This is a genomic window from Saccharothrix syringae, from assembly GCF_009498035.1.
Taxonomy (GTDB): domain Bacteria; phylum Actinomycetota; class Actinomycetes; order Mycobacteriales; family Pseudonocardiaceae; genus Actinosynnema; species Actinosynnema syringae.
The window spans coordinates 8,764,628-8,788,029 of record NZ_CP034550.1; the positions used below are offsets into that span (position 1 = coordinate 8,764,628).

Annotated in this window: 15 protein-coding genes; 7 read left to right on the forward strand and 8 right to left on the reverse strand. The window is 74.4% G+C overall.

What is annotated here, in order from left to right:
* Positions 1–3: 3 nt before the first annotated feature.
* Complete coding sequence (locus EKG83_RS36400) at positions 4–1,077, reverse strand: 3-dehydroquinate synthase II family protein (protein WP_033427894.1); 1,074 nt, start codon at positions 1,075–1,077, stop codon at positions 4–6.
* 341 nt (positions 1,078–1,418) lie between these two features.
* Positions 1,419–2,216 carry a 2-amino-3,7-dideoxy-D-threo-hept-6-ulosonate synthase gene (locus EKG83_RS36405; protein WP_033427895.1) on the reverse strand — a complete coding sequence of 266 codons (798 nt, stop codon included), beginning with the start codon at positions 2,214–2,216 and terminating at the stop codon, positions 1,419–1,421.
* Positions 2,217–2,428: 212 nt separating this feature from the next.
* Here EKG83_RS36405 and EKG83_RS36410 point away from each other — a divergent pair, with 212 nt between their 5' ends.
* Positions 2,429–3,382, forward strand: a complete 954-nt coding sequence (locus EKG83_RS36410; RefSeq protein ID WP_033427896.1) for a LysR family transcriptional regulator — start codon at positions 2,429–2,431, stop codon at positions 3,380–3,382.
* A gap of 292 nt (positions 3,383–3,674) precedes the next feature.
* On the opposite strand, the gene EKG83_RS36415 is transcribed toward EKG83_RS36410, so the two are convergent.
* Positions 3,675–4,421 carry a hypothetical protein gene (locus EKG83_RS36415; RefSeq protein ID WP_033427897.1) on the reverse strand — a complete coding sequence of 249 codons (747 nt, stop codon included), beginning with the start codon at positions 4,419–4,421 and terminating at the stop codon, positions 3,675–3,677.
* Positions 4,418–5,869, reverse strand: a complete 1,452-nt coding sequence (locus tag EKG83_RS48680) for a hypothetical protein (protein ID WP_265590302.1) — start codon at positions 5,867–5,869, stop codon at positions 4,418–4,420. The genes EKG83_RS36415 and EKG83_RS48680 overlap by 4 nt, the downstream gene beginning before the upstream one ends.
* A gap of 171 nt (positions 5,870–6,040) precedes the next feature.
* Between EKG83_RS48680 and EKG83_RS36430 the strand changes: the two genes are divergently transcribed.
* The 3 genes from EKG83_RS36430 to EKG83_RS36440 all read left to right on the forward strand — a co-directional run bounded on the left by EKG83_RS36430 (position 6,041) and on the right by EKG83_RS36440 (position 10,902).
* Complete coding sequence (locus tag EKG83_RS36430) at positions 6,041–7,435, forward strand: SDR family oxidoreductase (protein ID WP_033427898.1); 1,395 nt, start codon at positions 6,041–6,043, stop codon at positions 7,433–7,435.
* Between the two features lie 213 nt (positions 7,436–7,648).
* Positions 7,649–8,614 (forward strand): ATP-binding protein, encoded by a 966-nt coding sequence (locus tag EKG83_RS36435; RefSeq protein WP_033427899.1) that lies wholly within the window; start codon positions 7,649–7,651, stop codon positions 8,612–8,614.
* Positions 8,611–10,902, forward strand: coding sequence for a hypothetical protein (locus tag EKG83_RS36440; protein ID WP_051764472.1), 2,292 nt, complete (start codon positions 8,611–8,613; stop codon positions 10,900–10,902). Before EKG83_RS36435 ends, EKG83_RS36440 begins: the two co-directional genes overlap by 4 nt.
* 77 nt (positions 10,903–10,979) lie before the next feature.
* Here EKG83_RS36440 and EKG83_RS49300 read toward each other — a convergent pair whose 3' ends face one another.
* The 4 genes from EKG83_RS49300 to fxsA form a co-directional block, all read right to left on the reverse strand.
* On the reverse strand, positions 10,980–11,999 hold the full coding sequence (locus EKG83_RS49300; RefSeq protein WP_051764474.1) for a hypothetical protein: 1,020 nt from the start codon (positions 11,997–11,999) through the stop codon (positions 10,980–10,982).
* A gap of 193 nt (positions 12,000–12,192) precedes the next feature.
* Positions 12,193–13,155: a hypothetical protein gene (locus tag EKG83_RS36450; protein ID WP_033427900.1), complete on the reverse strand. Its 963-nt coding sequence runs from the start codon at positions 13,153–13,155 to the stop codon at positions 12,193–12,195.
* Between the two features lie 19 nt (positions 13,156–13,174).
* A complete protein-coding gene (gene fxsT, locus EKG83_RS36455) occupies positions 13,175–16,948 on the reverse strand; it encodes an FxSxx-COOH system tetratricopeptide repeat protein (RefSeq protein WP_153278679.1) in 3,774 nt (1,257 codons plus the stop codon).
* 165 nt (positions 16,949–17,113) lie between these two features.
* The gene (gene fxsA, locus EKG83_RS36460) at positions 17,114–17,281 is read right to left on the reverse strand and encodes an FxSxx-COOH cyclophane-containing RiPP peptide (protein ID WP_063741241.1); all 168 of its coding nucleotides are present in this window, start codon (positions 17,279–17,281) and stop codon (positions 17,114–17,116) included.
* A 229-nt stretch (positions 17,282–17,510) separates the two neighbouring features.
* On the opposite strand from fxsA, the gene EKG83_RS36465 reads away from it, so the two are divergent.
* The 3 genes from EKG83_RS36465 (at position 17,511) to EKG83_RS36475 (ending at position 23,370) form a co-directional block, all read left to right on the forward strand.
* The gene (locus EKG83_RS36465) at positions 17,511–18,605 is read left to right on the forward strand and encodes an FxsB family cyclophane-forming radical SAM/SPASM peptide maturase (protein ID WP_248782337.1); all 1,095 of its coding nucleotides are present in this window, start codon (positions 17,511–17,513) and stop codon (positions 18,603–18,605) included.
* The gene (locus EKG83_RS36470) at positions 18,602–19,708 is read left to right on the forward strand and encodes an HEXXH motif domain-containing protein (RefSeq protein WP_033427902.1); all 1,107 of its coding nucleotides are present in this window, start codon (positions 18,602–18,604) and stop codon (positions 19,706–19,708) included. Before EKG83_RS36465 ends, EKG83_RS36470 begins: the two co-directional genes overlap by 4 nt.
* Positions 19,709–19,932: 224 nt before the next feature.
* On the forward strand, positions 19,933–23,370 hold the full coding sequence (locus tag EKG83_RS36475) for a TM0106 family RecB-like putative nuclease (RefSeq protein ID WP_153278680.1): 3,438 nt from the start codon (positions 19,933–19,935) through the stop codon (positions 23,368–23,370).
* Positions 23,371–23,402: the final 32 nt, after the last annotated feature.

A 23,402-nucleotide genomic window follows, 5' to 3' on the forward strand; every position in this document is an offset into this window, starting at 1 on the left:
GGCTCAGGACTCCTTGCAGAACTCGCCGATGGGGATGCCCACGTGCCGCTGCTCGGTCGCGATGTAGCCGAGCAGTTCGTCGCCGCGCTGCAGCTCGGTGACGTTGCGGACCTTCCCGCCGGGGCCGAGCACGCGCACGTGCCAGTCGTCCTGCACGGTCAGGCTCACCTCGACGCCCTCGGGCGAGTGCGCGGTGATGGTCAGGATCGGGCGCGATTCGAGCTTGGCCCGGCCGACGGTGAGCTTGCGGGTGCGGCCCTCGGCGTTCACGGCGAGCACCGTGCTGCCCGAGCGCAGCTCGGACAGGTAGTTGGTGCGGTTGTCCGGGCCGAGCACGTAGGAGTGCAGGGCGCCGGCGTTGACCCGGAACGGCCGGGTCGGCATGTAGGGCAGCGGGTGGGTCTCGCTGCAGCAGAGGATGAAGCCGGAGGAGTACGAGCCGACGAGGATGCCCTCGTCCTCCTGGAAGTGGGAGCAGGTGTCCACGCAGACGCGGTCGCCGAGGCCGTTGTGGGCGATGCCGTCGACGGTGAGGGTGGTCAGCCGGAGCGGCGGGGTGGTGGCCTCCAGCAGCCTGGCCAGCTTGAACACGTCGGTGGCGTCGCGGGGCGCCATGAGCACGCCGTCCGAGCCGTGCTCCAGCACGTCGAGCACGATGGCCGCCTCCTCCAGGTCGGCGACGACCGTGACGAGCTTGCCGGGCGCGCCGTCGGCGGCGGCGATGACGATCTCCAGGGGGATCTTCGTCGGGTCCGTGAATTCCACGATCGTGTGACCGAGGCGGACGGCGGCGGCGCAGGCGAGCTTGAGCGTGCGGTCGTCGCGGACCTGCACGAACGCGGCGTCGGTGGGCAGCCGGTCGAGCCGGTCCTGGTCGTCGACGACCACGGCGACCAGGTGCGGGACGTCGGTCGGGGCGTCGGTGACGAGGACCTTGGTGATGGTCGGGGGGAGGGTGTCCAGCAGCGCCGGGTCGTCGGCCACGACGCCCGCGAGGCGGGCGTGCACGGCCGCGTCGACGACGGCCTCGCGTTGTGGTTCGGGGACGGTGCGCAGGTCGATCCAGGCGAACTTCAACGGTGCTCCAGGTGTGTCGGCGCCGGTCGGGTCCGCCCGGGTCGGCGGGGGTGGGTCCGGGCGGCGCGGGCGTGGGGAGGGTCGGGCGTGGAGGGGGTTGGGCGCGGGGTGCGGGGAGGCCGGGCGCGGGGAGTTCGGGGAGGGGTGGTGCGGGGGTTCGGGGAGGGGGTGGCGCCGGACCGGTCGGCGTGCGGGGGCGTCCGGGGGACGGCGCCGGGCCGGTTGGCGGGTTCGCGCTGTTCGGCGCGGGGGCGAGGGGTGTGCCGGCGGGGTGGCACGGCGGCGTGCCGGTGGGGGTTCGTGCGGGTCCGCGCAGGGCGTGCCGGTGGGTTCGCGGGGGTTCAGGACGAGGCCACGACGCCCGTCACGGCGCGGACCAGGTCCGTCCGGTGGTCCTCGTGGATGATCGAGGCCAGTTCCGCGACCAGGGGCATCGGCGAGGGCGAGGTGAACACGCGGCGGCCGACGGCCAGGCCCGCGCAGCCCAGCGCCATCGCGGTGCGGGCGTCGTCGACCACGTTGCCGCCGGTCGCGGGGCCGCCCGCGACCAGCACCGGGATCGGGCAGCTGGCCACCACCTCGGCCATCCGCTCGGTGGGCAGCGCGAGGTTGGTCTTGACGATGTCGGCGCCCAGGTCCACCGCGATGTTGACCACGTGCGCGAGCAGCACGGGGTCGTGCGGGTCGGCGATGCGCGGGCCGCGCGGGTAGACCATGGCGATGAGCGGCACGTTCCAGTCGTCGCACGCCTTGGCGACCGCGCCGAGGTCGGCGAGCTGCCGCCCCTCGGTGTCCGAGCCGATGTTGACGTGCACGCTGACCGCGTCCGCGCCCAGCTTCAACGCCTCCTCGACGTCGCCGACGAGCACCTTGGCGTTGGTGTCGGCCATGTGCGCGGTGCCCGCGCTCAAGTGGACGACCAGCGCGCAACCGCCCAGCGCGGCCGGGTCGATGGTGCGTGCGCGTCCCTTGTGGACGATGATCCCGTCGGCACCGCCGACGACGACGGAGTCCACCAGGTCGTCCCACCGGTCGCGCGGCACCACCGGACCGTCGGAGACGCTGTGGTCGAGCGGGACGAAGAGGTACCTGTCGTCGCGCGGACGGGAAAGCCGTCGCAACCGCAACGCTTTCCTCATGTCGCTCACACCTCCCGATTATTGCGGTGATGGCCATGCAGCAGGGTGGTGGGCCGGCGAGCGCGGCGGGAGGTGTGAACTGGCGATAACTCGTCAGTTATGCACCTGTTGGAGCAACGGCGTTGCGTCATCCTGAACACAGCGTCATCGTCCCGACCACTCGCGCGGTCGGTGTTTGCGGACCGCGATTGCCCTAGGCTGCCTCGGTGCACATGGAGCTCAGGCACCTCCACGTCGTGCTGACCGTCGCGGAAGCCGGAAGCATCAGTCGGGCCGCCTCGTCGCTGAAGATCGCGCAGGCGGGGTTGACCGCTCAGCTGCGCCGCATCGAAGGCGGGTTCGGCGGTCCGCTGTTCCTGCGCCGGACCGACGGCGTCGAGCTGACCGAGCTGGGTCGGCACGTCGTGCTGCGGTCGCGTGACCTGGTGGAACGCTTCGACGACCTGCTCGTCACGGCGCGCAAGCTGGCCGCGGAGCACGCGGGGACGGGCATCCGGCTGGGCGGGGTGGCCGGTTCCCTGACGCCGCTGCTGGTGGAGGTGGTGCGGTCGCTGTTGCCCACGCACCCGCAGACCACGCACATCGAGCGCAGCGCCGACGCGGTGCTGGAGCTGGTGCGCGCGAACAAGTTGGACCTGGCGCTGGTCACCGAGTTCCCGCAGAGCCCCCTGCGGGTTCCCGAAGAGGTCGACTACCGGACGCTGGTGACCGAGCCGATGCTCGTCGGGATCGCGACGGGGCACCGGTTGTCCGGGCGCGGCGAGGTGCGGCTGTCCGAACTGGCCGATGAGGAGTGGGCCGTCCTCGACGAGTGCTACGGCGGTGGGCGGTTGAACCTGCAACTCGCCTGCGAGGCGGCCGGTTTCACGCCGCGCTGCGCGCACTTCGGCGTGGACCCGGCGACGGCCGCCGAGCTGGTGCGGTCCGCGCACACCGTGGCGTGCTTCTTCCCCAGCGGGCAGGACCTGCCCGGTGTGGTGCTGAAACCCATCGTGGGCAACCCCGTTCACCGGCGCGTCATGCTGGTGTGGCAGCGGGACTGCGAGGCGGCGCAGCACGCGGACGACGTGCACGCGGCGCTGCAACGTGCTTATCAGGAGCGGATCTGGGGGCACGGGAGGTCGGCGAAGCTGGCCGCGACCGGGTTGACCGTGGCAGCGAGCTGATGGTGGGTGCGCGGGCTTGGGGGTTTCGCGTGAATAAACGGGCAACCTGCGGTGGTGGGGGCGGGTAGCGGGACGCGGTCCGGTTGGGTTTGTCAGGTGTTGCGGTTGGGCGTTGGGGTTGGGTGTTGTGGTTGGGCGTCGTGGTCGGGTGTTGCGCTCGGGCGTCGCGGTTGGGCGTTGCGTGAATCTCACGCCGTGAGTCCAGGCTGGACCGTCCACCCGCGCCACTCCCGGGTGTCTCGTTTCGGGTCGGGGCGCGCGACGGGAATCGCGTGCCGGCTTTCGGGTTTCGTTAGCCCGAATGCCTCAACACGCTTTCCACCTCGGTGCGGAACGCGTCAACCCCGTCCTCGCCGCGCGGTGCGCCGTGCGCTTGCAGCAAATGGAGCAGTGCGACGCCATTCGCCGACCGACGGGAAAGGGCGCGGAAGGCGAATGCGGCCTCGTAGGCGGCCACCGCCACGGCCAGTGCTGATGTCGCGGTGGCCAGGAAGGCCCACAACGCGCGCCGCTGCCCGTCCGCCACGGCGACCGCGCCCAGCGCGGCGGCCGCGGTGAAGAGGAGGACGGTGCCGGCCGTGGTCCAGCGGCGGGCGGTGGTGTAGCGGGTGCGGGCGCGTTCGAAGGCGGCGAGCCGGTCGCCCACGCGGTGGCGCAGGTAGGCGCGCAGGAACTGCTCGCGGTGGTCGTCGGAGCGGTGGTCGGCATCGGAGCGGTCGTCGGCGGAGCGGTCGTCGGCGGCGGAGCGATGTGGGACGGCGGAGGGCCGAATCCCAGCGGAAGGCCGACTGCCGCCGGAGACAGGCTTCTCCCCGGAGACGGACCGACTCCCGGCGACAGGCCGGTCCCCCGAGTCAGGCCGGCCCTCAGAGACAGGCTGGTCAGAGACAGGCTGGTCGGAGGCGGACTGGTCGGGGGCGGACTGGTCGGGGGCGGACTGGCCAGAGGAGTTTCGCTTGGAAGAACGGCGCTCGCCGGAGGTACGGCGGCCACCGGAGGAGCGCCGGCCTCCGTTCTCTTCAGTCTCTTCGGTCGTCATACCCGGCTCACCGGTTCGTGTCGGTAGCGCGCCACGGCCGCCGCGAGTTCGCGGGCGCGTTCCTCACGCCCGGCGTCACCCTCGGCGGGTGGCGCAGCGAGGTGGTCGAAGTACAGGGCACGCAACCGCTCGGCACGCAGACCGGCGTCGGGGTCCTCGCCGTTGCGGGCGACGACGGTCAGGACCGCCGCCACCGCCCCCGCCGCGGCCACCAGCACACCGGGCCACGCCACGTCCCGCAGCCACACCTGGAGGGCGGCGAACACGGTGGTGGCGAAACCCGCACCGATGGCGAGGACGACCCGGAGCCGGGCGCGTTCGCGGGCCCGGAGGGCGGCGACCTCGCACTCGTGCAGGGCGGGGGCGACCAGTTGGTTGGCCTCGTGGATCGCGTCGGCGAGCAGGGGGTAGTCGAGCACATAACCCGGGTCGACCACGGGATGCGGCTCGGGCGGGCGGAAGCGCAGTCGGGGCCACGCGGTGGGTGGCGGAGCGGTGACGTGCACCTCAGCGCCGGGGCGGGCAGCCAACACCCGACGCAGGACGGCGACCACCTTGTCCGGCCCCTCGTCCACGTGGACCACCGCCACCTGCCCGCTGCGCAGCAGGATGGCCAGATCGTCACCACCGGCGGCGGACACCCGGTCAGGGCCAATGTCAACATTCGACATTCCGCCGGTCACCTCCTCGGCGGGCGGCATGACAGCCGCCGCGTCGGCGGGGACTGCCCGGCTAGACCCAATGTCAACATTTGACATTCCGGAGATCGCCCTGCCGCTACTACTTGCCCCGTCGCCGCTGGCCCCAGCGCTGCCAGTCCCGTCGCCGCCAGCCTCAGCGCCGCTGGCCTCAGCGCCGCTGGCCTCAGCGCCGCTGGCCTCAGCGTTGCTGGCCTCAGCGTTGCTGGCCTCAGCGTTGCTGGCCTCAGCGTTGCTAGCCCCGCCATCGGGAAAGTCACCGTGTGCGATCTCGTCCGCCAACCCGCCCGTACCGGCGAGCACCAGCAACGGCCGGTCGCGGCTCAGGTGGTCGACCAGCGCCCCCCGCGCCACCCCACCCCCACCGACCAGCACCGCCAACGCCGGGCGCTTCCCCGCCACCACCGCGTCGACCACCCGGAACAGCGCCGGCACCTCCTCGCCCCACCCCGACCCCGGCACCAGCACCGCCGTGTCGTGGTTGGCGTTCAACCGCACCTCGTCACCTGCCGGCTCGGCCTCCTCGGCCGCCACCCGCCCGGACGGGGCCACGCCCACCAACCGCGGCCACCGCCCCTCCAGCGACTCGGCGGCCAGCCCGACCAGGTGACCCAACCCCGCGTCGGCACCCGTGGTCACCACGACGGCATCCACCTTGGCCGCCGCGACCAGCACCGCCCGCAGCACGGGCAACACGGTCGCGGCCACGTCGACGCCCAGTCCACCCGGCGGCCCGAGCAGCAGCAGCACCGGACGGCCCCGGGGCAACCCCAGGGCCCGCGCCCGGATGTCGGCGTCGGGGTGGGCCAACCGCCGCACCCGCGGACCAGCACCCGCTGTAGGCATGCCGGGCACCCTAGCGGTGCTTCACGCGAATCTCACCCGTCCGGGTGGGATTTTCGCGCGGGTAGAGTACTTCGCGTGTCGATTGACCCCGCTGATCTGGAGATCGCCCTGAAGGTGCTCGCCCAGGTGGATGAACTGGACACCGAGCACCCCGACGCGGTCGCCGTCCGCCGGGCCACCGCCGGGATCTGGAAGAGCCTCCGCAAGCGCCGCAAGGCCGCCCGCCGCGCGGCCGTGGTGGCCGCCGACCGCTCGGTCATCGAGGCCACCGCGACCGGCTCGCCGTCCCGCATCGACGACGAGACGCGCGGCGTCCTGCTGGCCGAGCCCGACCCCGGCACGAAGGCCGGCACGCTGCTGCGCGCCCGCAGCTGCTACACCTGCAAGCAGGCGTACACCGAGGTGGACGCGTTCTACCACCAGCTCTGCCCGTCCTGCGCGACGTTCAACCGCGCCAAGCGCGACCAGCGCGCGGACCTCACCGGCAAGCGCGCCCTGCTCACCGGCGGCCGGGCCAAGATCGGCATGTACATCGCGCTGCGGCTGCTGCGCGACGGCGCCCACACCACCATCACCACCCGGTTCCCGCGCGACGCGGTGCGCCGGTTCGCCTCCATGCCCGACAGCGCCGACTGGCTGCACCGGCTGCGCGTGGTCGGCATCGACCTGCGCGACCCGGGCCAGGTGGTGCGGCTGGCCGACTCGGTGGCCGCCGCCGGGCCGCTGGACATCCTGATCAACAACGCCGCGCAGACCGTGCGCCGCTCGACCGGTGCCTACGCGCCGCTGGTCGCGGCCGAGTCGACGCCGCTGCCCGAGGGGCCGCTGCCGGAGCTGGTCACGTTCGGCCACACCGTCGAGGCCCACCCCGCGGCGCTCACCGGCGGCCTCCCGGGCACCGGCGGCGTCCCCGCGGTGACGTCGTTGGCGCTGGTCGCCGGGTCGAAGGAGATCGACGCGGGCGGCCTCGTGCCCGACGACGCGCCGGTCAACAGCTGGGTGCAGCGGGTGGAGGAGGTGGACCCGGTGGAGCTGCTGGAGGTGCAGCTGTGCAACAGCACCGCGCCGTTCATCCTGGTCTCCCGCCTGCGCGCGGCCATGGCCGCCTCGCCCGCGCGGCGCAAGTACGTGGTGAACGTCTCGGCGATGGAGGGCCAGTTCAGCCGCGCCTACAAGGGGCCCGGCCACCCGCACACGAACATGGCCAAGGCCGCGCTGAACATGCTCACCCGCACCAGCGCCCGGGAGATGCTGGAGACCGACGGCATCCTGATGACCGCCGTCGACACCGGCTGGATCACCGACGAGCGGCCGCAGCCCACCAAGCTGCGCCTGGCCGCCGAGGGCTTCCACGCCCCGCTGGACCTGGTCGACGGGGCGGCCCGGGTGTACGACCCGATCGTGCGCGGCGAGCGGGGCGAGGACCTGCACGGGTGTTTCCTGAAGGACTACTCGCCCTCCCCCTGGTGACGCTCGTCGCCGTAACGCGCCCCGCCGGCCCGACGACCCCTCCACCACAGTCGCAAGGGCGGTGAGCCGTTCGGGTAGCGCGTCCGGCGAAGACCGCACCGTGTGCGACCGTGCCTCGGTATGGTGAAACCTTCGGTGGGCCGCCGCGAGGGCGACGGGGGTGGGGATGGACGGCGATCGTGCCGCGCCGGGCCGCCGTGCGGTGCGGTCGCGGTGGCGGTCGTGGTGACCGCGCCCCGCCCGCCGGTCAACCCGTTCCGGTTGCCCGGCTGGGAGCACACGCCCATGCGCCCGCTGCGCCCGTTCGACCGCGAGTGGCACCGCGACTACTACGTGCCCGTGGACGGCACGGACCGGGCGTTCCGCGAGTTCCAGCGGGAGATGGGCGACCTGACCGGCCTGCTGGAGGACGGCCGCCTGGTGCTGGTCACCGGCGAGTCGGGCTGCGGCAAGACGGCCCTGGTCAACCGGTGCGCGGACTGGGTGGTGGAGCAGCTCGCGGCGCAGGGGCTGCGCGGCGTCGTGCTGGACATGACCGGCTGCCTGCCCACCGACCGGGAGCTGTCCATCGACGAGCGCGTCACCGAGGTGTGCGACCAGCTCTTCGACCTGCTGGTGGACCACGAGGCGCTGCGCGACGAGGCGGAGGCGCAACTGGCCGCCGCGCGGGACGTGCCGCGCCGCCTGTTCCCCCGGTTGGGCCGGGCGCTGCGCGAGGACACCGCGCTGGTCCTGCTCCTGCCGAGCCCGAACGAACTGGTCGACGAGGTCATCCGCTACGCGCGCGTGCTGCGCAGCGCCAAGGTGCTCTACCTGGCGGAGTCCGCTTTCCTCGGCCCGGACGAGGTGTCGGACCTGGTGCGGCAACTGGAGACGTGGGTACCGCCGGTGACGCTCTGCGTCGGGCCGCTGGATCGCGGTGACGCGCAGCGATTCGCCGTTGACCGGCTCAAACGTCACGCGGAAGTGGGAACTTATCCACGGATGAGTGATGAGGCGATCGAATTGGTGGCGAACCTGTGCCAATCGGTCGCCATGTTGCAGAGATTCTTACACGGGACTTACGAGCAGAAACTTGAATCGGGGCTAAGCTACACCGAAGCGGACCTGGTCTCCGTCGAGGACATCAGGGCGTTCTTCAACACGAAGTCCCGGAACGGACTGGGGATTGGGCCATGAGCGGCAGCAGCGAACACCCGCCCCCGCGGAAGAACCCCTTCTCGCCGATGGCGGTCGCCAGGATCACCGACTTCGACGACACGCCCGAGGCGGTCGACGTGGCCATCACCACCGACGCGACCAGGCAGGCGCTCGCGCACCTCACCGCCTACCTCGACGACCGGCCCGCCGAGGGCTCCGGCGACCGCGCGGGCACCGTGGTGGCCGTGCTCGGCGACTACGGCACCGGCAAGACCCACCTGGCGGTGCGGCTGGTCCGGCACGCCCGGCAGGTGCTGGCCGACCCGACCCACGCGCTCTACCTCGACGCGACCGCGGACAGCTTCATCGAGCTCTACCGCAGGTTCATGCGCAAGCTCGGCCGCGAGGGCGTGCGCGCGCAGATCAGCGAGTACTACGCGGACACGGTCGCGGAGGCGTTGCAGTCCTCGGGCCTGACCAGCGACACGCTGGAGTGGCTGGGCAGCCGGAAGCTGGAGCCGCAGGAGGTCGTGGAGCGGCTGGGCCTGATGGAGAGCGCGCTGCTGCGCAAGGTCCAGGACACGCTGCGCGAGGTCACCAACAACAAGGACTTCGGCACCGCGCTCACCCTGCTGCTGCGCCCCGGGTTCGAGCACTCGGTGTGGTCCTGGCTGCTCGGCGGCTCGCCCGACCAGGTGCTGGTGGACCGCGGCATCACCAGCACGATCGACGACGAGGTGGCCGCGCTGGAGGCCATGGGCGTGTTCGCGCTGCTGTTCGGCGGCAGGCGGCGGCGGTTCGTGCTGGCGGTCGACGAGCTGGACAAGATCTTCTCGGCCGACAGCAGGCCGCACAAGCGCACCATGGCGGCGTTCCAGACGCTGCTGCAGGTGTTCGCCAAGGCCGGGGCCTGCCTGGTGCTGTGCGGGCTGCCGGACTTCACGTCCGTGCTGCCGCCCGCGGTGCGGCAGCGCATACCCCACACCGTGGTGATGTCCGGGTTGAGCCAGGCCGAGGTGCGGGAGTTCGTGGCGCTGGCGCAGGAACCGGTGTTCGGGCAGCGGCAGCTCGCGCCGTTCACCGTCGACACCGCCCGCTACCTGCGCGACCTCGCCCGCGGCAACGCGCGCAACGTGATCCGGCTGTGCCACCGGGTGTTCCGGGCGGCCGACGACGCCGAGCGGGCGGGCGGCGAGTTCGCGGTCACCGAGGACATGGTGCGCCAGGCGGCGCGCGAGCAGTTCGGGTCGCTGAGCTCCGACGACGTCGAGGGCGTGGTGCGGCGGCTGCTCGACGCCAACGGGCTCGACCACCTGCACCGGCACCTGCTGGGCGTGGGCGAGGACTCGCTGGCCGACTTCTGGGTGACCATCCCCGACCGCACCGGCGGGTGCGCCGTGCTGCTGACGCGGTCGCTGCTGGACAACGACGACCTGGCCGCGGTGATGCGGCGGATCACCGCGGTGCGCGAGGCCGACCCCGACGCCGAGCTGGTCCTGGTGGTCAACGGCGTGGTGGCGGACGGGGTGGCGATCCAGCTGCGCGAGCTGCTGGGCCGCGAGCCGCTGGTGTACGTGGAGCGGACCTTCGCCGAGGACTTCAAGGCGCTGATCGGCGCGACCGTCCGGCGGCTGGGCGGCGACGCGGACCCGATGTCGGCGCTGCGGCTGCGGATGGACCAGCTCGCGCGGCAGCAGTCCAGCATCTACGGGTTCATCGAGCAGCTGGCCGAGCACGTGGACGGCGCGCGCACCTCGGCGGACCGGCAGTTCGGCGCCATCCAGCGGCAGCTGGGGGTGCTGTCGGGCGGTGCGCCGGCCCGGGCGGCGGTGGAGCGGCTGCCCGGCGAGGTGGAGCGGCTGTTCCGGGACGCGGTGGACGCGCTGGAGGACCTGACGCAGGTCGACGCGATGTTCGAGGAGGCGTTCGACCACGCCCCGCCGCGCACGCAGGAGGCGGTGCACCGGCGGTTGCAGATGCCGGAGTTCACCCGGGCCGCGGCGCACGCGCTGGTGATGCAGCGGGCCGTGCTGTCGTTCCGGGCGGCGGTGGCGCAGTGGTACCGGGCGGCGGGTGACGCGGACGCGGAGGACCGGCTCCAGGCGCTGTGCGAGATCTACGACGACATCGTCGAGTACCTGCCGCTGTTCGCGCTGGAACCGCTGTTCGGCCTGCCGCCGTGGTCGGCGCGCGCGGGCAACCTGGTGGCCGAGGTCAACCAGCACAACCGGCGGGACCGGGTGCACACCGCGCTGCGCAACCTGAGCCCGCGCGTCCGCCGGGCCGTGGTGCGCTCGGCCGGCGCCTCACCGGACCGCAACGCCTGAGCGGCCCTGCGCCGAATGTGGAACTCGGGGGTCCCGGGGGTTCGACTCGCGGGGTCCGGGGGTTCGACTCGCGCCGGTCAGGGGGTGGGGTTGGTGCTCGGCACTGGTAGCGGGGTGATGGCCGGGTGGCGGGTCGCTGAGGGCGCGGGAGGCCGGGTGGGCGGGGCCGGCGCGGGAACCCGGCGGGGGCGGACGGGTGCCGGGTGGGGGGTGCGGCGGTCGTAGAGGGCGTTGGCGGTGGCGTGGAGGAGGTTGACCGCGACCACGGCGGTGGCGACCACGGCGATGGCGCCGGGGAAGTCCGGTTCCAGGAGCAGGGCCAGGATGATCGCGGTCAGGCCGTTCTGCTGGCCCAGGGCCAGGCGCACGCGGTCGCCCCGCCAGCGCTCGGGGACGGTCAGGGCCAGGGCCACCACGGCTTGGGCCAGGTAGGCGGCCACGCCCAGGGCGACGCCGGTCAGGGCCAGCGGGAGGGTGAACTCGAACGCCAGCACCAGGCCGACGGCGGCGGTCGCGGCGAACATGCCCGCCTCGGCCAGGCGGTCGACCCAGCGGCCGAGGTCGGGGCGGAAGAACAGGCCCAGGATCGCCAGCGCGAGCAGCAGGGAGTGCTGCACGGCCACGAAGCCGATCGCCAGCACCGCCACCACCATCCCGGCCCGCACCGGGTAGCGGATCGCGCGGCGGGCCCGCTCGGCCTCGGCCACCCGGCCGCGCACCAGCGCCCACAGCACGTACGCCACGCCGGCCAGCGCCAGGTTGAGCACGAGGTCGACGGCGAACCCGCCCAGGCCGTCGACCGCGCCGCCGCGCAGCGCGTACGCGGTGAGGTAGGCGGTCAGCAGCACGGTGATCGGGTCGTCGAACGAGGCCCACGCCGCCAGCAGCGCCTTCGCCGAGTCCGACATCCTCGACTTGGCCCGCACCGCCGCCACCGACAGCGGGTCGATCTGGGCCACCGCGACCGCGAACACCAGGTGCTCCGGTTGGCGGAACAGCAGGTACACCGCGCCGAAGATCAGGGCCACCTTCGCGAGCACACCGAGGGTGACCGCGACGAGCACCGTGCGCAACTGGTTGCGGAATTCACCGATCACGATACCGCTCGTGCTCGCGTACAGGCCGAACCCCAACAACGCGGTGATGAAAAACGCATAAATCGGGGATCTGTCGACTTCACGAAGTCCGAACTGCCACGCGGCCAACCAGCCCGCGCCAAGGGCCGCCAGGAGTGCGACCGACCGGAGCACGGGCTTCACACAATCAAGGTAGGCAGAAATCGGGAGGCCATCAAGGACCGAATGGAGTGAGGTCCGCGGCCAAAGCGGACATTCGATCATCCGCGTCGCGCACCCGCGCCTGGTCGATCGTCACACCGACGAGGTATTCCCCGGTACCGATCCGGTAGTAGTAGACCGCGCCCATCTCGACGTCCAGCACGAGCCGCGCCAGCAGGCCGCCCACCACGGGGGCCACCGCCCGGTTCAGCTTGGTCGCCAGCCCGCCCAGCTCGGCCGTGAACCCGTGGTAGAACCGCCGCCGCGCGTCCACGGTGACCTGCTTGAAGAACGGCGCCAGCGCCGGGTCGCCCAGGCAGTCGACCATGGTCAGCACCTCGCCGCCGGCCACGTGCGCCACCAGGTGCAGGTCCCGCGCCCGCACCGCCTCGACACACGCCGTCAGCGGCCCCTCCCCCGCGGTCACGTGCGGCTCGGTCGCGCGCACCGCGGGCAGCGCCTCCGCGTCGTCCGCGGTCTCCCAGCCGCCGGGGTTGAGCGAGCCGAGGCTCAGCTCGGCGCGCAGCCGGGTCGCCAGCCTGGCCACCGCCCGGTCCGCCTCCTCCACCGCCGGGTGCCCGAACAGCGGCCCCACGCCCGCGTGGTCGAGCACCAGGCCGACCACCTGCTGGGTCGGCACCACGGAGTCGCAGAACAGCGCGCCCTCCTCGGTGTGCAGCACGGTGCGGATCAGCCGCCCGGTGCGCACCTCCTGGAGCGCCCGGTCCAGCGCGGTGACCTGGAACGCCAGGTGCCTGCCCAGCCGCTTCAGCTCCTCGCGGCGGGTGCCGCCGGGCAGCGCGCCGGGCTCCGGCGCCGGGTCGCCCAGCACGTCGACGCCGAAGTCGAACACGCCGTTGCTGTAGTGGGCGAGGTAGTGCAGCGCTGGGCTTTTGAGGATCGCCTCCCGGCATGCCTGCCTGGTCGTGTCGAACTCGGGGCCGAGGTGCTCGGCCTCCTCCTCGTAGAGCTCCACGCTGCCTCCTACGGCGGGCTCAGGTGTGCGGTACGTCCAGGTCGCACTCCCGCCAGTCCTGGTCGGTGGGGTGCGCGGCCAGCCGCAGGTCGTGCGCCGCGACGGCGGTGTGCGGGTGGTCGGGTCCCAGGAACTCGACGCAGTCGGTGTGCGCCTCGGCGATCAGCTCGGCGGCCCGGTCCGGCTCGCCCGCCGCGGCCACCACCCGCGCCTCGTCCACGGCCGCCGCCAGCGTCCACGGGTGCGTGTCGCCGAGCCGGCCGCGCAGCGTCGCCACCGCGCTGCCCACGTGGTCGACCGCGCCGGTCGCGTCGCCCGCCGCGCGCAGCGCCAGGCCCAGCCCCAGCTCGCACAGCGCGATGAACGGGTGGTGGTCGTGCAGCCCCACGTGCTGCCGGAAGCCCTCCAGCGCGGAGCCGGCCAGCTCCACGGCCAGCTCCGGGTCGCCGCCCACGCGCCGGTGGTCGGCGGCGAAGCTCAGCATGCAGCCCAGCGTGTAGGGGTGGTTGGGCCCGATCAGCTCGCGGTAGTCGCGCAGGGCCTTGCCGGTGCGGTCCTTGGCGGCCCTGGTGCGCCCGGCCAGGCGCAGCGCGATGGCGTAGTTCCACTGCACGCCGACCTGCACCTGGTTCAGCTCCGGCCGCAGGGCCTGGAGCTGCTGGGAGGCGGTCAGCAGCGACTCCAGCGCCTCCGGGTACCGGCCCAGCTCCCGCTGGTAGAGCCCGATCTGGGCGAGCGTGGTCCAGGTGCGCGCGTCGCCGGTGCCGAACAGCCGCCTGCGCCGCAGGTAGTTGTCCTCCTCCAGGGCGAGCGCGCCCGCCGCGTCACCGGACAGGAACATCGACGACGCCAGGTTGTTCGCCGCCCGGCGGGTGTCGGGGTGGTCGTCGCCGAGCACCGCGCGCAGGCCCTCCCAGGTCGCCTGGTCCTCGGCCAGCGCCTCGGCGAACAGGCCGAGCCCGCGCAGGTCGCCCGCCCGGCCGCGGGCGGTGACCAGCGGCTGGGGGTGGGTCAGCTCCAGCGCGCGCCGCTGCTGGGCCAGCGCCAGGTCGTCCAGCCGCAGCGCCTCGACCGGGTTGCCGAGCACCCGGTGGACGTTGGCCAGCTGCGCGGCCAGCCGGTTGCGCAGCGGGTCGGCGGGGCCGAACCGCTCGGTCCACGAGTCCAGCAGGGCGCGGCCGGGGCCCAGCGCGGCCCGCCGCACGCCCGCGCCGCCGTCGGTGAACAGGAACCGCACCTGGTTGACCAGCCAGCGGCGCACCCGCGGGTCGTCGCTGCCCAGTGCGCCGGACGGGAAGACGTGCTTCTGCAGCTCGGTGAACCGGGCGCGCCGGGTGGGCGAGGTGTCCTCCACCTCGGTCGGCGCGTACGCGGCCAGCGCGGCGAGCACGTCGCCCTGGCGCGCCTCCCGCTCGGCGGGCGACAGCGCCTCGCGCACCGCGCGCTGCACCACCCGGTGCATCCGCAGCGTGTACTGGTCGCCCCAGTCGACCCGGAACAGGCCGTGCCGCGCGCCGTGCCAGAGCACGCGGTCGACCTCGCCCGCGTCCAGCTCCAGCGGCTCGGCGTCCACCCCGCCCGCCGCGACCAGCCGGTCGAGGAACGCGCGCGAGCGCACCAGGCCCAGGTCGGCGCCCTCCGGCGAGAGGAACGCGCACAGCTGCGCGACCAGCACGGCCAGCCGCCCGGTGGCGCTGCCGCGCAACGAGTCCACCGCGACCGCGACGACCCGCGCCACGCCGTCCGGCTCGGTCCGCTCCAGGTGCTCGAACAGGGTGCGGGTGGCCCAGGTCGCGGCGTCCGCGTCGCGCGAGCCCGCGCCCAGCTCCGCCCGCGCGGTCTCGGCCAGCCACGACGCCACCAGGTCCAGCGACAGCGGCAGCCGGCCCGTCGCGTCGGCGACGCGCCGCGCGTCCTCCGGGGTGAGGCCGGGCACCCGGTCGAGCACCAGCCGCGCGCTGTCCTCCGCGCTCATCGGCGCCAGTTCCAGCTCGCCGCCCCCGCCGCCGGCGGCGGAGGTGATCAGCACGTGCCCGGTGGCGCCCGCCGGCAGCAGGTCGGCCAGCAGGTCCAGGTCGTCGGCGTTGTCGTAGACCAGCAGGAACCGGGCGTAGGCGGGGTCGCCGGTGAGCCGGTCCAGGGCGGCCAGCGTGCCGTAGTCGGTGGAACCGGGCTGGCGCAGCCGGGCCGCCAGCTCGGCGAGCGCGCCCAGCACGGCCTGCCGGTCGTGCGCGGGCAGCCACCACACCACCGCGTAGTCCGCGGAGAACCGGTAGGCGTACTCCAGCGCCAGCTCGCTCTTGCCGACCCCGGACACGCCCTCGACGGTCACCGCGGCGCGCTCGTCGCCCGCGGCCAGGAACCGGTCGCGCAGGACCTCCAGGTCCTCGTCGCGGCCCACGAACGCGGGGTGCCGCGGCGGCAGGCCGAACACCTCGGGGTGCGAGCCGGGCACCCGCATGCCGGGCTCGTGCTCGGCGCCGGGCCGGTCGATCAGGCCGAAGTGGCCGAGCAGCCGGGCGCTGAGCGCCTCCGGGGTGTGCTCGTGCACGGACAGCGCGCCGTTGCCGGGCTCGTCCTCGGTCAGCGCCAGGCGCAGCACGGTCAGCGGCCGGTCCGGTAACCGCACCGGGCCCAGGTGGGGCGAGGACAGCACCACCACGCCCGGCGGGTCCTCGGCGGCCGTCCACGACCCCGCGTCGGCCAGCGACCGCACCGCGGCGCCCGCGCGCTCCAACTGGCCGCGCACCCAGTCGAACCACGGGCGGTCGCGCGGCGCGTAGGCGACCACGACCCGGTCCGGCTCGGCGGTCGAGGCCAGCCCGAACACCCGCCGGTAGCGGGCGCGCAGCACCGGGGGCACCGGCGGCACCGCGGTGACCGAGCCGCCGGTCACGGCCGCGGCGAGCCTGCCGTACTGGACCTCCAGGGCGCCGCCGCGCGGCCGGTCCGGGTCCGGTTCCTCCACCAGGATCGCCAACAGCGGGTCGAACGCGTCGTAGGGCCGGTAGGGCAGCTCGACCGCGCCGCCGTCGGGCACCCGCTTGGGCTGCCCGGCGAGCAGTTCGGCGAACGCGGCGTGGATGGCCGAGCGGATGCGCTGGGCGCGGGACTGCTCGTCGGCGTCGTCGAACAGGGTGGCCACCGGTACCAGGTCGATCCGGATCGGCGCGCGCTTGCGCAGCCGGGACGCCAGGTCCGCCGCGTCGGCGATGGCCCGCGGGCGGGGCCGGAAGCACACCACGGCCAGCTCGCACAGCGTCGCCACCAGCGTCAGGGACTCGTCGCCCGCGCCGGTCGGCGCGTCGATGAGCACCTGGTCGTAGTCCGACTCGGCCAGCCGGGCGCGCAGCTCGGCGATCGCGCCCGGGTCGCCGTGCGCGGTCTCCGGCTGCGGCCTGCCCGCCGGGTCGGTCGACATCGGCGAGACCACGTCGACGTACCCGCCCTCGCCTGCGGGCGGGGCGAACCGGTCCACCGCGGGCAGCGGGTCCTCGTCGCGCACCGGGTCCGGGCGGTAGGCCGCCAGCAGGCCGCGGGCCAGGGCGTCGGGCAGGCCGCGGCGGGTCACCAGGAACGGTTCCAGGTACTCGCGCACGCGCGGCACCTCCGAGCCCCAGTCGACCACCAGCACCCGCTGGCCCGCGGTGGCCAGCACCCAGGACAGGTTGGCCACCGCGCTGGTGCGCCCGGTACCGCCGGTCGCCGACAGGAAGGCGGTGACCGAGGTGTGGGGCGGTGCGGTGCGCGGGCTGCTCATGTGCTGCTCCAGGGCGGCAGGGGACTCGGGCATACCGGGAACGCGGGTCGCCCCGCCGGCGATCAGTCGCGGTTCACCCGATCGGCCGCGCTCGTCGCCGGTGCCCGGGAGCCGGGAGGCGGGTGGGGTCCGCCGCGGTGGCGGTGGGTTCCCGAACGCCGCGGGCCGGTCGGTGCCGCCCCGCGCGGCCGGCCGCGCTCACAGCGAGCTCTCGAACGCCGCGAACCGGTCGGGCAGCTCGGCGTTCTCCGCGAGGATCCGGTGCAGCGCGGCGCGCAGCGCGGTGTCCGGCAATTCGGCCAGTCGGGCCAGGTCGATGCCCGTGACGTCCAGGAGCTCGGACTCCAGGACGGGTTCCTCAGCCATCTCCGGCGTACCCCCTCACCGCAATGCTGCGGGTTTGTCCGCTGTCACCCGATTGTCGGTGGGCCGACGGGCGCGGTTCCCATCGTAGTGAAGTGCGGGAGCGGTGCGCGTGAATCCTCCGATCGGCGGCAGTAGTGGGCGGCGGCCTGTGTTTCATTGGCTGCAGGGACCGGACTCGGGGGCGGCCGGAATCGGGGGGTTGATGAAAGCGCTGCCGTTTCGCCAGTTCGTGTTGAAGGTGCACGGTCGGTGCAACCTGGCTTGCGACTACTGCTACGTCTACGAACTGGCCGACCAGCGCTGGCGGACGCGGCCGCGGGCGATGTCGCCGGAAGTCGTCGCGCACACCGCCGAACGGGTGGCCGAGCACGTGCGCGCGCACGGGTTGGCCGAGGTCGAAGTCGTGCTGCACGGCGGGGAACCGCTGCTCGCGGGCCGTGCCGCGATCGCCTCGCTGGTTTCGGTGTTCCGCGCCGCGGTGCCCGCCCGGGTGCGGTTCACCGCGCAGACGAACGGCACCTTGCTGGACCGGGAATTCGCGGAGTTGTTCGACTCGCTGGGTGTTCGGGTCGGGGTGAGCGTGGACGGCCCGCCGGAAGCGCACGACCGGCACCGGGTGCGGCCCGGCGGTGGCGGCAGTTGGGCGGCGGTGCGTTCGGCGTTGACGTTGCTGCGCGGGTTTCCAGGGGTGTACGGCGGCCTGCTGTGCGTGGTGGACGTGCGCAACGACCCGGTTCGCACCTACGAGTCGCTGCTGGAATTCTTCCCGCCCGCGGTGGATTTCCTGTTGCCGCACGGCAACTGGTCGGCACCGCCGCCGGGACGGGGGGCCGGCGCGCCCGGGACGCCTTACGCCGAGTGGCTGATCGCGGTGTTCGACCGCTGGTACGAGCGCCCGGTGACCGGGGTGCGGCTGTTCGAGGAGCTGCTGAACCTGCTGCTGGGCGGGCGTTCCGGGGTGGAGGGGATCGGGCTGAGCCCGTCCGCGCAGGTGGTGGTGGAGACCGACGGGTCGATCGAGGTCTCCGACATCCTGGCGTCCTCCTCGCCCGACGCGGCGGCGACCGGCCTGCACGTGGCGCGCGACCCGTTCGACGCGGCGGCGGAGCTGCCCCCGGTGCGCGCCGCGCGGGCGGGGGTGGCCGGGTTGTCCGGCGCGTGCCGGCGGTGCCCGGTGGTGCGGGTGTGCGGCGGCGGCCTGCGGGCGCACCGGTACCTGGCGGGCGCGGGGTTCGACCGGCCGTCGGTGTACTGCCCCGACCTGGCGCGGTTGATCGGCCACGTGCGGTCCCGGGTGGCCGCGGACCTCGCGGAGCTGGCGTGAGCGCCGCGCCGTTCCGGTTGACGGCGGCCGAGTTCACCGCGCTGGCCCGGGGCGGGGGCGGTCCGGCGGTGCGGGTGCTGCGGGCGGCTCGGCGCAGCCGGACCCTGCTGATGATCCGGTCGATCGCCGCCGCTCCGGCCGCTCGGCCGGCCTACGAGCTGCTGCGCGAGGTGCGGCGGGTGGCGCCGGCGGCGGTGGACCGGGTGCTGGACCACCCGTCGGTGGGTGCCTGGGCGACGCGGGCGGCGCTGGGGCGCGGTCGGCCCGAGGACCTGGCGTTCACGGCGGCCGCGGCGGCGGTGCGGGGTGGGGTGCCGGTGGAGCTGGAGTTCCCGCCGGCCGAGGTGTTCGCGCTGCCGTCGCTGGGGGTCGGGGTGGGGGTCGGGTTGGAGCCGTTGCCGGAGGTGGCGTTCGGTCCGGCGGTGTTCCAGGTGGACGTGTGGGCGGGTGGCGGCGTGCCGGCGGAGCTGCCGGTGGACACCGCGGTCGACCTGCCGCGGCTGCGGGAGCGGGTGGGGGCGGCCTGGGAGCTGCTGGCGCGGCACGACCCGGAGGTCGCGGCGGAGGTGGCCGAGGTGGTGCGGGTGCTGACGCCGATGCCGTCGTCGCCGGCGGGGACGAGCAGCGCGACGCTGGCCGACGCGTACGGGTGCGTGTTCCTCTCGCCCGCGCCGGACGCGGAGACCGTGGCGGTGACGTTGGCGCACGAGGCGCAGCACAGCAAGCTGGCCGCGTTGACGGACCTGTTCGCGCTGGTGGAGCCGGACCGCCGGGCGGTGTTCTACGCGCCGTGGCGGGAGGACCCGCGGCCGGCGGCCGGGTTGCTGCACGGGGTCTACGCGCACCTGGGCGTGGCGCGCTTCTGGCGGGGGCGGCCGGGTGGGGAGGTGGAGTACGCGCGGTGGCGGTCGGCCGCCCTGGAGGTCGCGGAGACGCTGCTGGGGAGCGGTGCGCTGACGGCGGTGGGGGTGCGGTTCGTGGGTGAGGTGGCGGGGGTGCTGCGGGAGTGGTGCGCCGAGCCGCTGCCGGCGGAGGCGTTGGCGGAGGCCGCGGCGGAGGCGGCCTCCCACCGGGCGCGGTGGGAGGCCGCGCACCGCGGGTGACCAGGGCGGGTGTCCGAAAGGCAGGCGGTCCGGGGTAAGTCGGCCCGGGGCAAGTCGGCCCGGGAGGTTCGATCGGGCGCGGTCGATCGGGCGCGGTCGATCGGGCGCGGTCGACCACGTCGGCTCCGGCCGGCGCCTGCGCCCCCTGGGGAACCGCTCACACCCGGGCGACGCGCCGACCCCGGTCCGCGGCACCGCCCCCGCCGCCAGCGATACTGCCCGCCATGCCCAACTCCGCCGGCCGCCTCCTGCACTCCCCCGCGGACCTGGTGGACCTGCTGGAGTGCGAGCACCGCACCCGCCTCACCCTGGCCCTGGCCCACGGCCTCCCCGGCGCCCCCGCACCGGACGAGCCCCGCCGCCCCTCCCCCGAGCACACCGGGGCCCACGAGCGGGCCGTGCTGGCCCGCCTGGCCGAGGGCCGCGAAGTCGTCACCGTCCCCGACACCCCGGACGCCGCCGAGCGCACCGCCGCCGCCCTGGCCGACCGCGTCCCCGTGATCCGGGGCGCCACCTTCCACGCCGACGGCTTCCACGGCCGCGCCGACTTCCTGGTCGCCGCCGACCTCGGCACCGGGCACGGCACCGGGCACGGCTACGAGCCGCACGGCGCGGAGCTCGCCCACCACGCCACCCCGGCCGCCGTGGTGCGGTTGACCGCGTTCGCGCTGGCCCTGGGGGCCGACGCGGGCCCGCACACCCACCTGCACCTGGCCGACGGCACCACCCGCACCTTCCGGGTCGCCGACTTCCTGCCGCTGGTCAGCGACCTGCGCAACCGGTTGCGCGCCCGCGCGTCCCAGCCGCCCGCCCTGCCCGAGCGGCTGTGGGACGACGAGCGCCCGGCCTGCGCGACCTGCCGCTTCGGCCGCCACTGCGCGTCCGGGCGCGAGCGGGACCGGGACCTGTCGCTGGTCGCGGGCATCCGCACCGACCAGCGCCGCAAGCTCCGCGCGGCGGGGCTGGCCACGATCGACGCGCTGGCCCGCGCCACCGCCGCCGACAAGCCGGTCACCATGTCGGCCACGACGTTCCAGGGCCTGCGCGCGCAGGCCGCGCTCCAGGTGGTCCAGGACCGTTCCCGCACGGCGGCGAACCCGACCGGCGAGGTGGCGTTCGAGCTGGTCGCGCCCGAGGCGCTGGCCGCGCTGCCGGTGCCCGACCCCGGCGATTTGTTCCTGGACGTGGCGGGCTACCCGCACGCGCTCGACGGCGAGGGGCTGGAGTTCCTGTTCGGCGCGGTGGACGCCGAGGGCGCGTTCACGCCGTCCTGGGCCCACACCCGGCCCGCGGAGAAGGCCGCGTTCGAGGGGTTCGTCGACCTCGTGGTCGGGCGGCTGGAGGCCAACCCGGGCGCGCACGTCTACCACTACACCCCGCACGAGGTGGAGGCGCTGAAGAGGCTGGCCGCGCTGCACGGCACCCGTGAGGACGCCGTCGACCACCTGCTGCGGTCCGGCGCGCTGGTGGACCTGCACGCGGTGGTGCGCAAGGCGCTGCGGGTGTCGCAGCGCTCGTACTCGATCCGGCACCTGGAACCGCTCTTCGCGCCCGGTCGCACCCCGACCGCGCTGCCCGGCGCCGAGGCGTACGAGGAGTACCTGGCGCTGCGCGAGGTGGACCCGGAGCGCGCCGGGGAGGTCCTGGCCGGCATCGCCGGCGGCGTGGCCGCCGACTGCGCCGCCACCCTGCGGCTGTACCGGTTCCTGCTCGACGTCCGCGCCGAGGCGGGCGTGCAGCCGCACGTGCCCGAGCCGTCGTTCACGCAGGAGATCGAGGACGAGCTGGCCGCGCAGCGCCGGGCCGAGCGGGCGGCGCGGCTGGCCGCCGTGGTCGACCCGCTGCTGGAGGGGCTGCCGGACAACCCCGCGGAGGCCACCGACGACGAGCGCGCGCGGGCGCTGCTGGCCGCCGCCGTCGGCTACCACCGGCGCGAGACCAACCCGGCGTGGTGGGACTTCTTCCGGCGGATGGCCGCGCCGCTGCCCGAGCTGGAGGCGGACAGCGCGTGCGCGGTGCCCGTGTCGGTGCGCGCCGACGACTGGGTGCTGCCGTCCGGGCGGGTGCGCCGGGCCAAGCGCGAGGTGCGCGTGTGGTGCGACCCGGAGCGACCGCACCCGTTCGCCCCGGGCGACCAGGTCCGGCTGCTCTACAAGGGCACGCCCAACCGCAGCCGGGACGCGGTGGTGCTCGCCGAGTCGGCCGAGGACGTCGTGCTCCAGGAGAGCACCGCGCCGGACGAGGTGGACGGCGAGCAGCCGATCGCGGTGCTGCCCGGCAGCCCGGTCCGGCCCACGCCCAAGGACGAGGCGGTCTACGACCTGGCGGCGGCCGTGGTGGACGTGCTGCCCGAGCTGCCGCCGCACCCCGGCGTGGACCTGGTGCGGCGCACGCCGCCGCGGTTGCGCACCGGGGCGCTGCCGCGCTCGGGCGACGTGATCGCCGACGTCATCGCGGCGGTGGACGCGCTGGAGGGCTCGACCCTGGCCGTGCAGGGGCCGCCGGGCGCGGGCAAGACCTACCTGGCCGGGCGGCTGATCGCGCACCTGATCCGCGGCGGTCGCAGCGTCGGCGTGACCTCGACCAGCCACAAGGCCGTGGAGAACGTGCTGTCGGCCGCGCTGGCGGCGGGGCGCGAGCTGGGCGTGCCGATCCCGACCGCGAAGCGGCCCAAGGGCACGCCCGCTCGCGAGTGCGCCTGGGAGCAGCCGCGGGACAACCCGGCGCTGGTGCGGTGGCGCAACGACCAGGGCGCGGGGCACCTGGTGGGCGGCACCGCGTGGACGTTCGCCAACACCGCGCTGCGCGAGCAGCCGTTCGACGTGCTGATCGTGGACGAGGCCGGGCAGTTCGCGCTGGCCGACGCGCTGGCCGTGTCGACGTGCGCGCGCAACCTCGTGCTGCTGGGCGACCCGCAGCAGTTGCCGCAGGTCGTGCAGGGCACGCACCCGGCGGGCGCGGAGGCGTCGGCGCTCGGGCACCTGATCGGCGACGCCGACGTGATCCCGCCGGAGCTGGGCTACTTCCTCGACCAGACGCGGCGGATGCACCCGGCGGTGTGCGAACCGGTGTCGAACCTGTCCTACGCCGGGCTGCTGCACGCCCACCCCAGCGCCGCCGCACGGGGTGTGGCCGGCGTGCCGCCCGGGGTGTACCTGCGGTCGGTGGAGCACTCCGGCAACACCACGTCGTCGGCCGAGGAGGCGGCGGCCGTGGTGGGGGTGGTGCGGTCGCTGATGGGTCGCATGTGGACGGACGGGCCGGGCGCGCGGGCGCTGGACGAGGACGACTTCCTGGTCGTGGCCCCGTACAACGTGCAGGTGCGGCTGGTGCGGCGGCTGCTGGAGAAGCAGGGGTACGAGGGGGTGCGGGTCGGCACGGTGGACCGGTTCCAGGGGCAGGAGGCGCCCGTGGTGATCACCACCATGACGTCGTCGGCGGCCGTCGACCTGCCGCGCGGCCTGGACTTCCTGCTGTCGCGCAACCGGTTGAACGTGGCGCTGTCGCGGGCGCAGGCCGTCGCGGTCGTGGTGTGCTCGCCGAGGCTGGTGGAGGCCGACGTGCGCGACGTCGACCAGCTCCGTTTGGTCTCCGGGATGATCGGCCTGATGGCTGGCGCCGCTTCGTGGGACATCCACGACATCTATGACCAAGACCTATGACACCTTGGGCCCAACTGCTCTTAACGTCGTAA

Excerpts from the sequence above, each read along its gene's own strand:
- fxsA (WP_063741241.1), bottom strand. The coding sequence starts at position 17,281 with ATGGCTGAGGAACCCGTCCTGGAGTCCGAGCTCCTGGACGTCACGGGC.
- fxsT (WP_153278679.1), bottom strand. The coding sequence starts at position 16,948 with ATGCCCGAGTCCCCTGCCGCCCTGGAGCAGCACATGAGCAGCCCGCGC.
- EKG83_RS36475 (WP_153278680.1), top strand. The coding sequence starts at position 19,933 with ATGCCCAACTCCGCCGGCCGCCTCCTGCACTCCCCCGCGGACCTGGTG.
- EKG83_RS36410 (WP_033427896.1), top strand. The coding sequence starts at position 2,429 with ATGGAGCTCAGGCACCTCCACGTCGTGCTGACCGTCGCGGAAGCCGGA.
- EKG83_RS36415 (WP_033427897.1), bottom strand. The coding sequence starts at position 4,421 with ATGACGACCGAAGAGACTGAAGAGAACGGAGGCCGGCGCTCCTCCGGT.
- EKG83_RS36440 (WP_051764472.1), top strand. The coding sequence starts at position 8,611 with ATGAGCGGCAGCAGCGAACACCCGCCCCCGCGGAAGAACCCCTTCTCG.
- EKG83_RS36405 (WP_033427895.1), bottom strand. The coding sequence starts at position 2,216 with ATGAGGAAAGCGTTGCGGTTGCGACGGCTTTCCCGTCCGCGCGACGAC.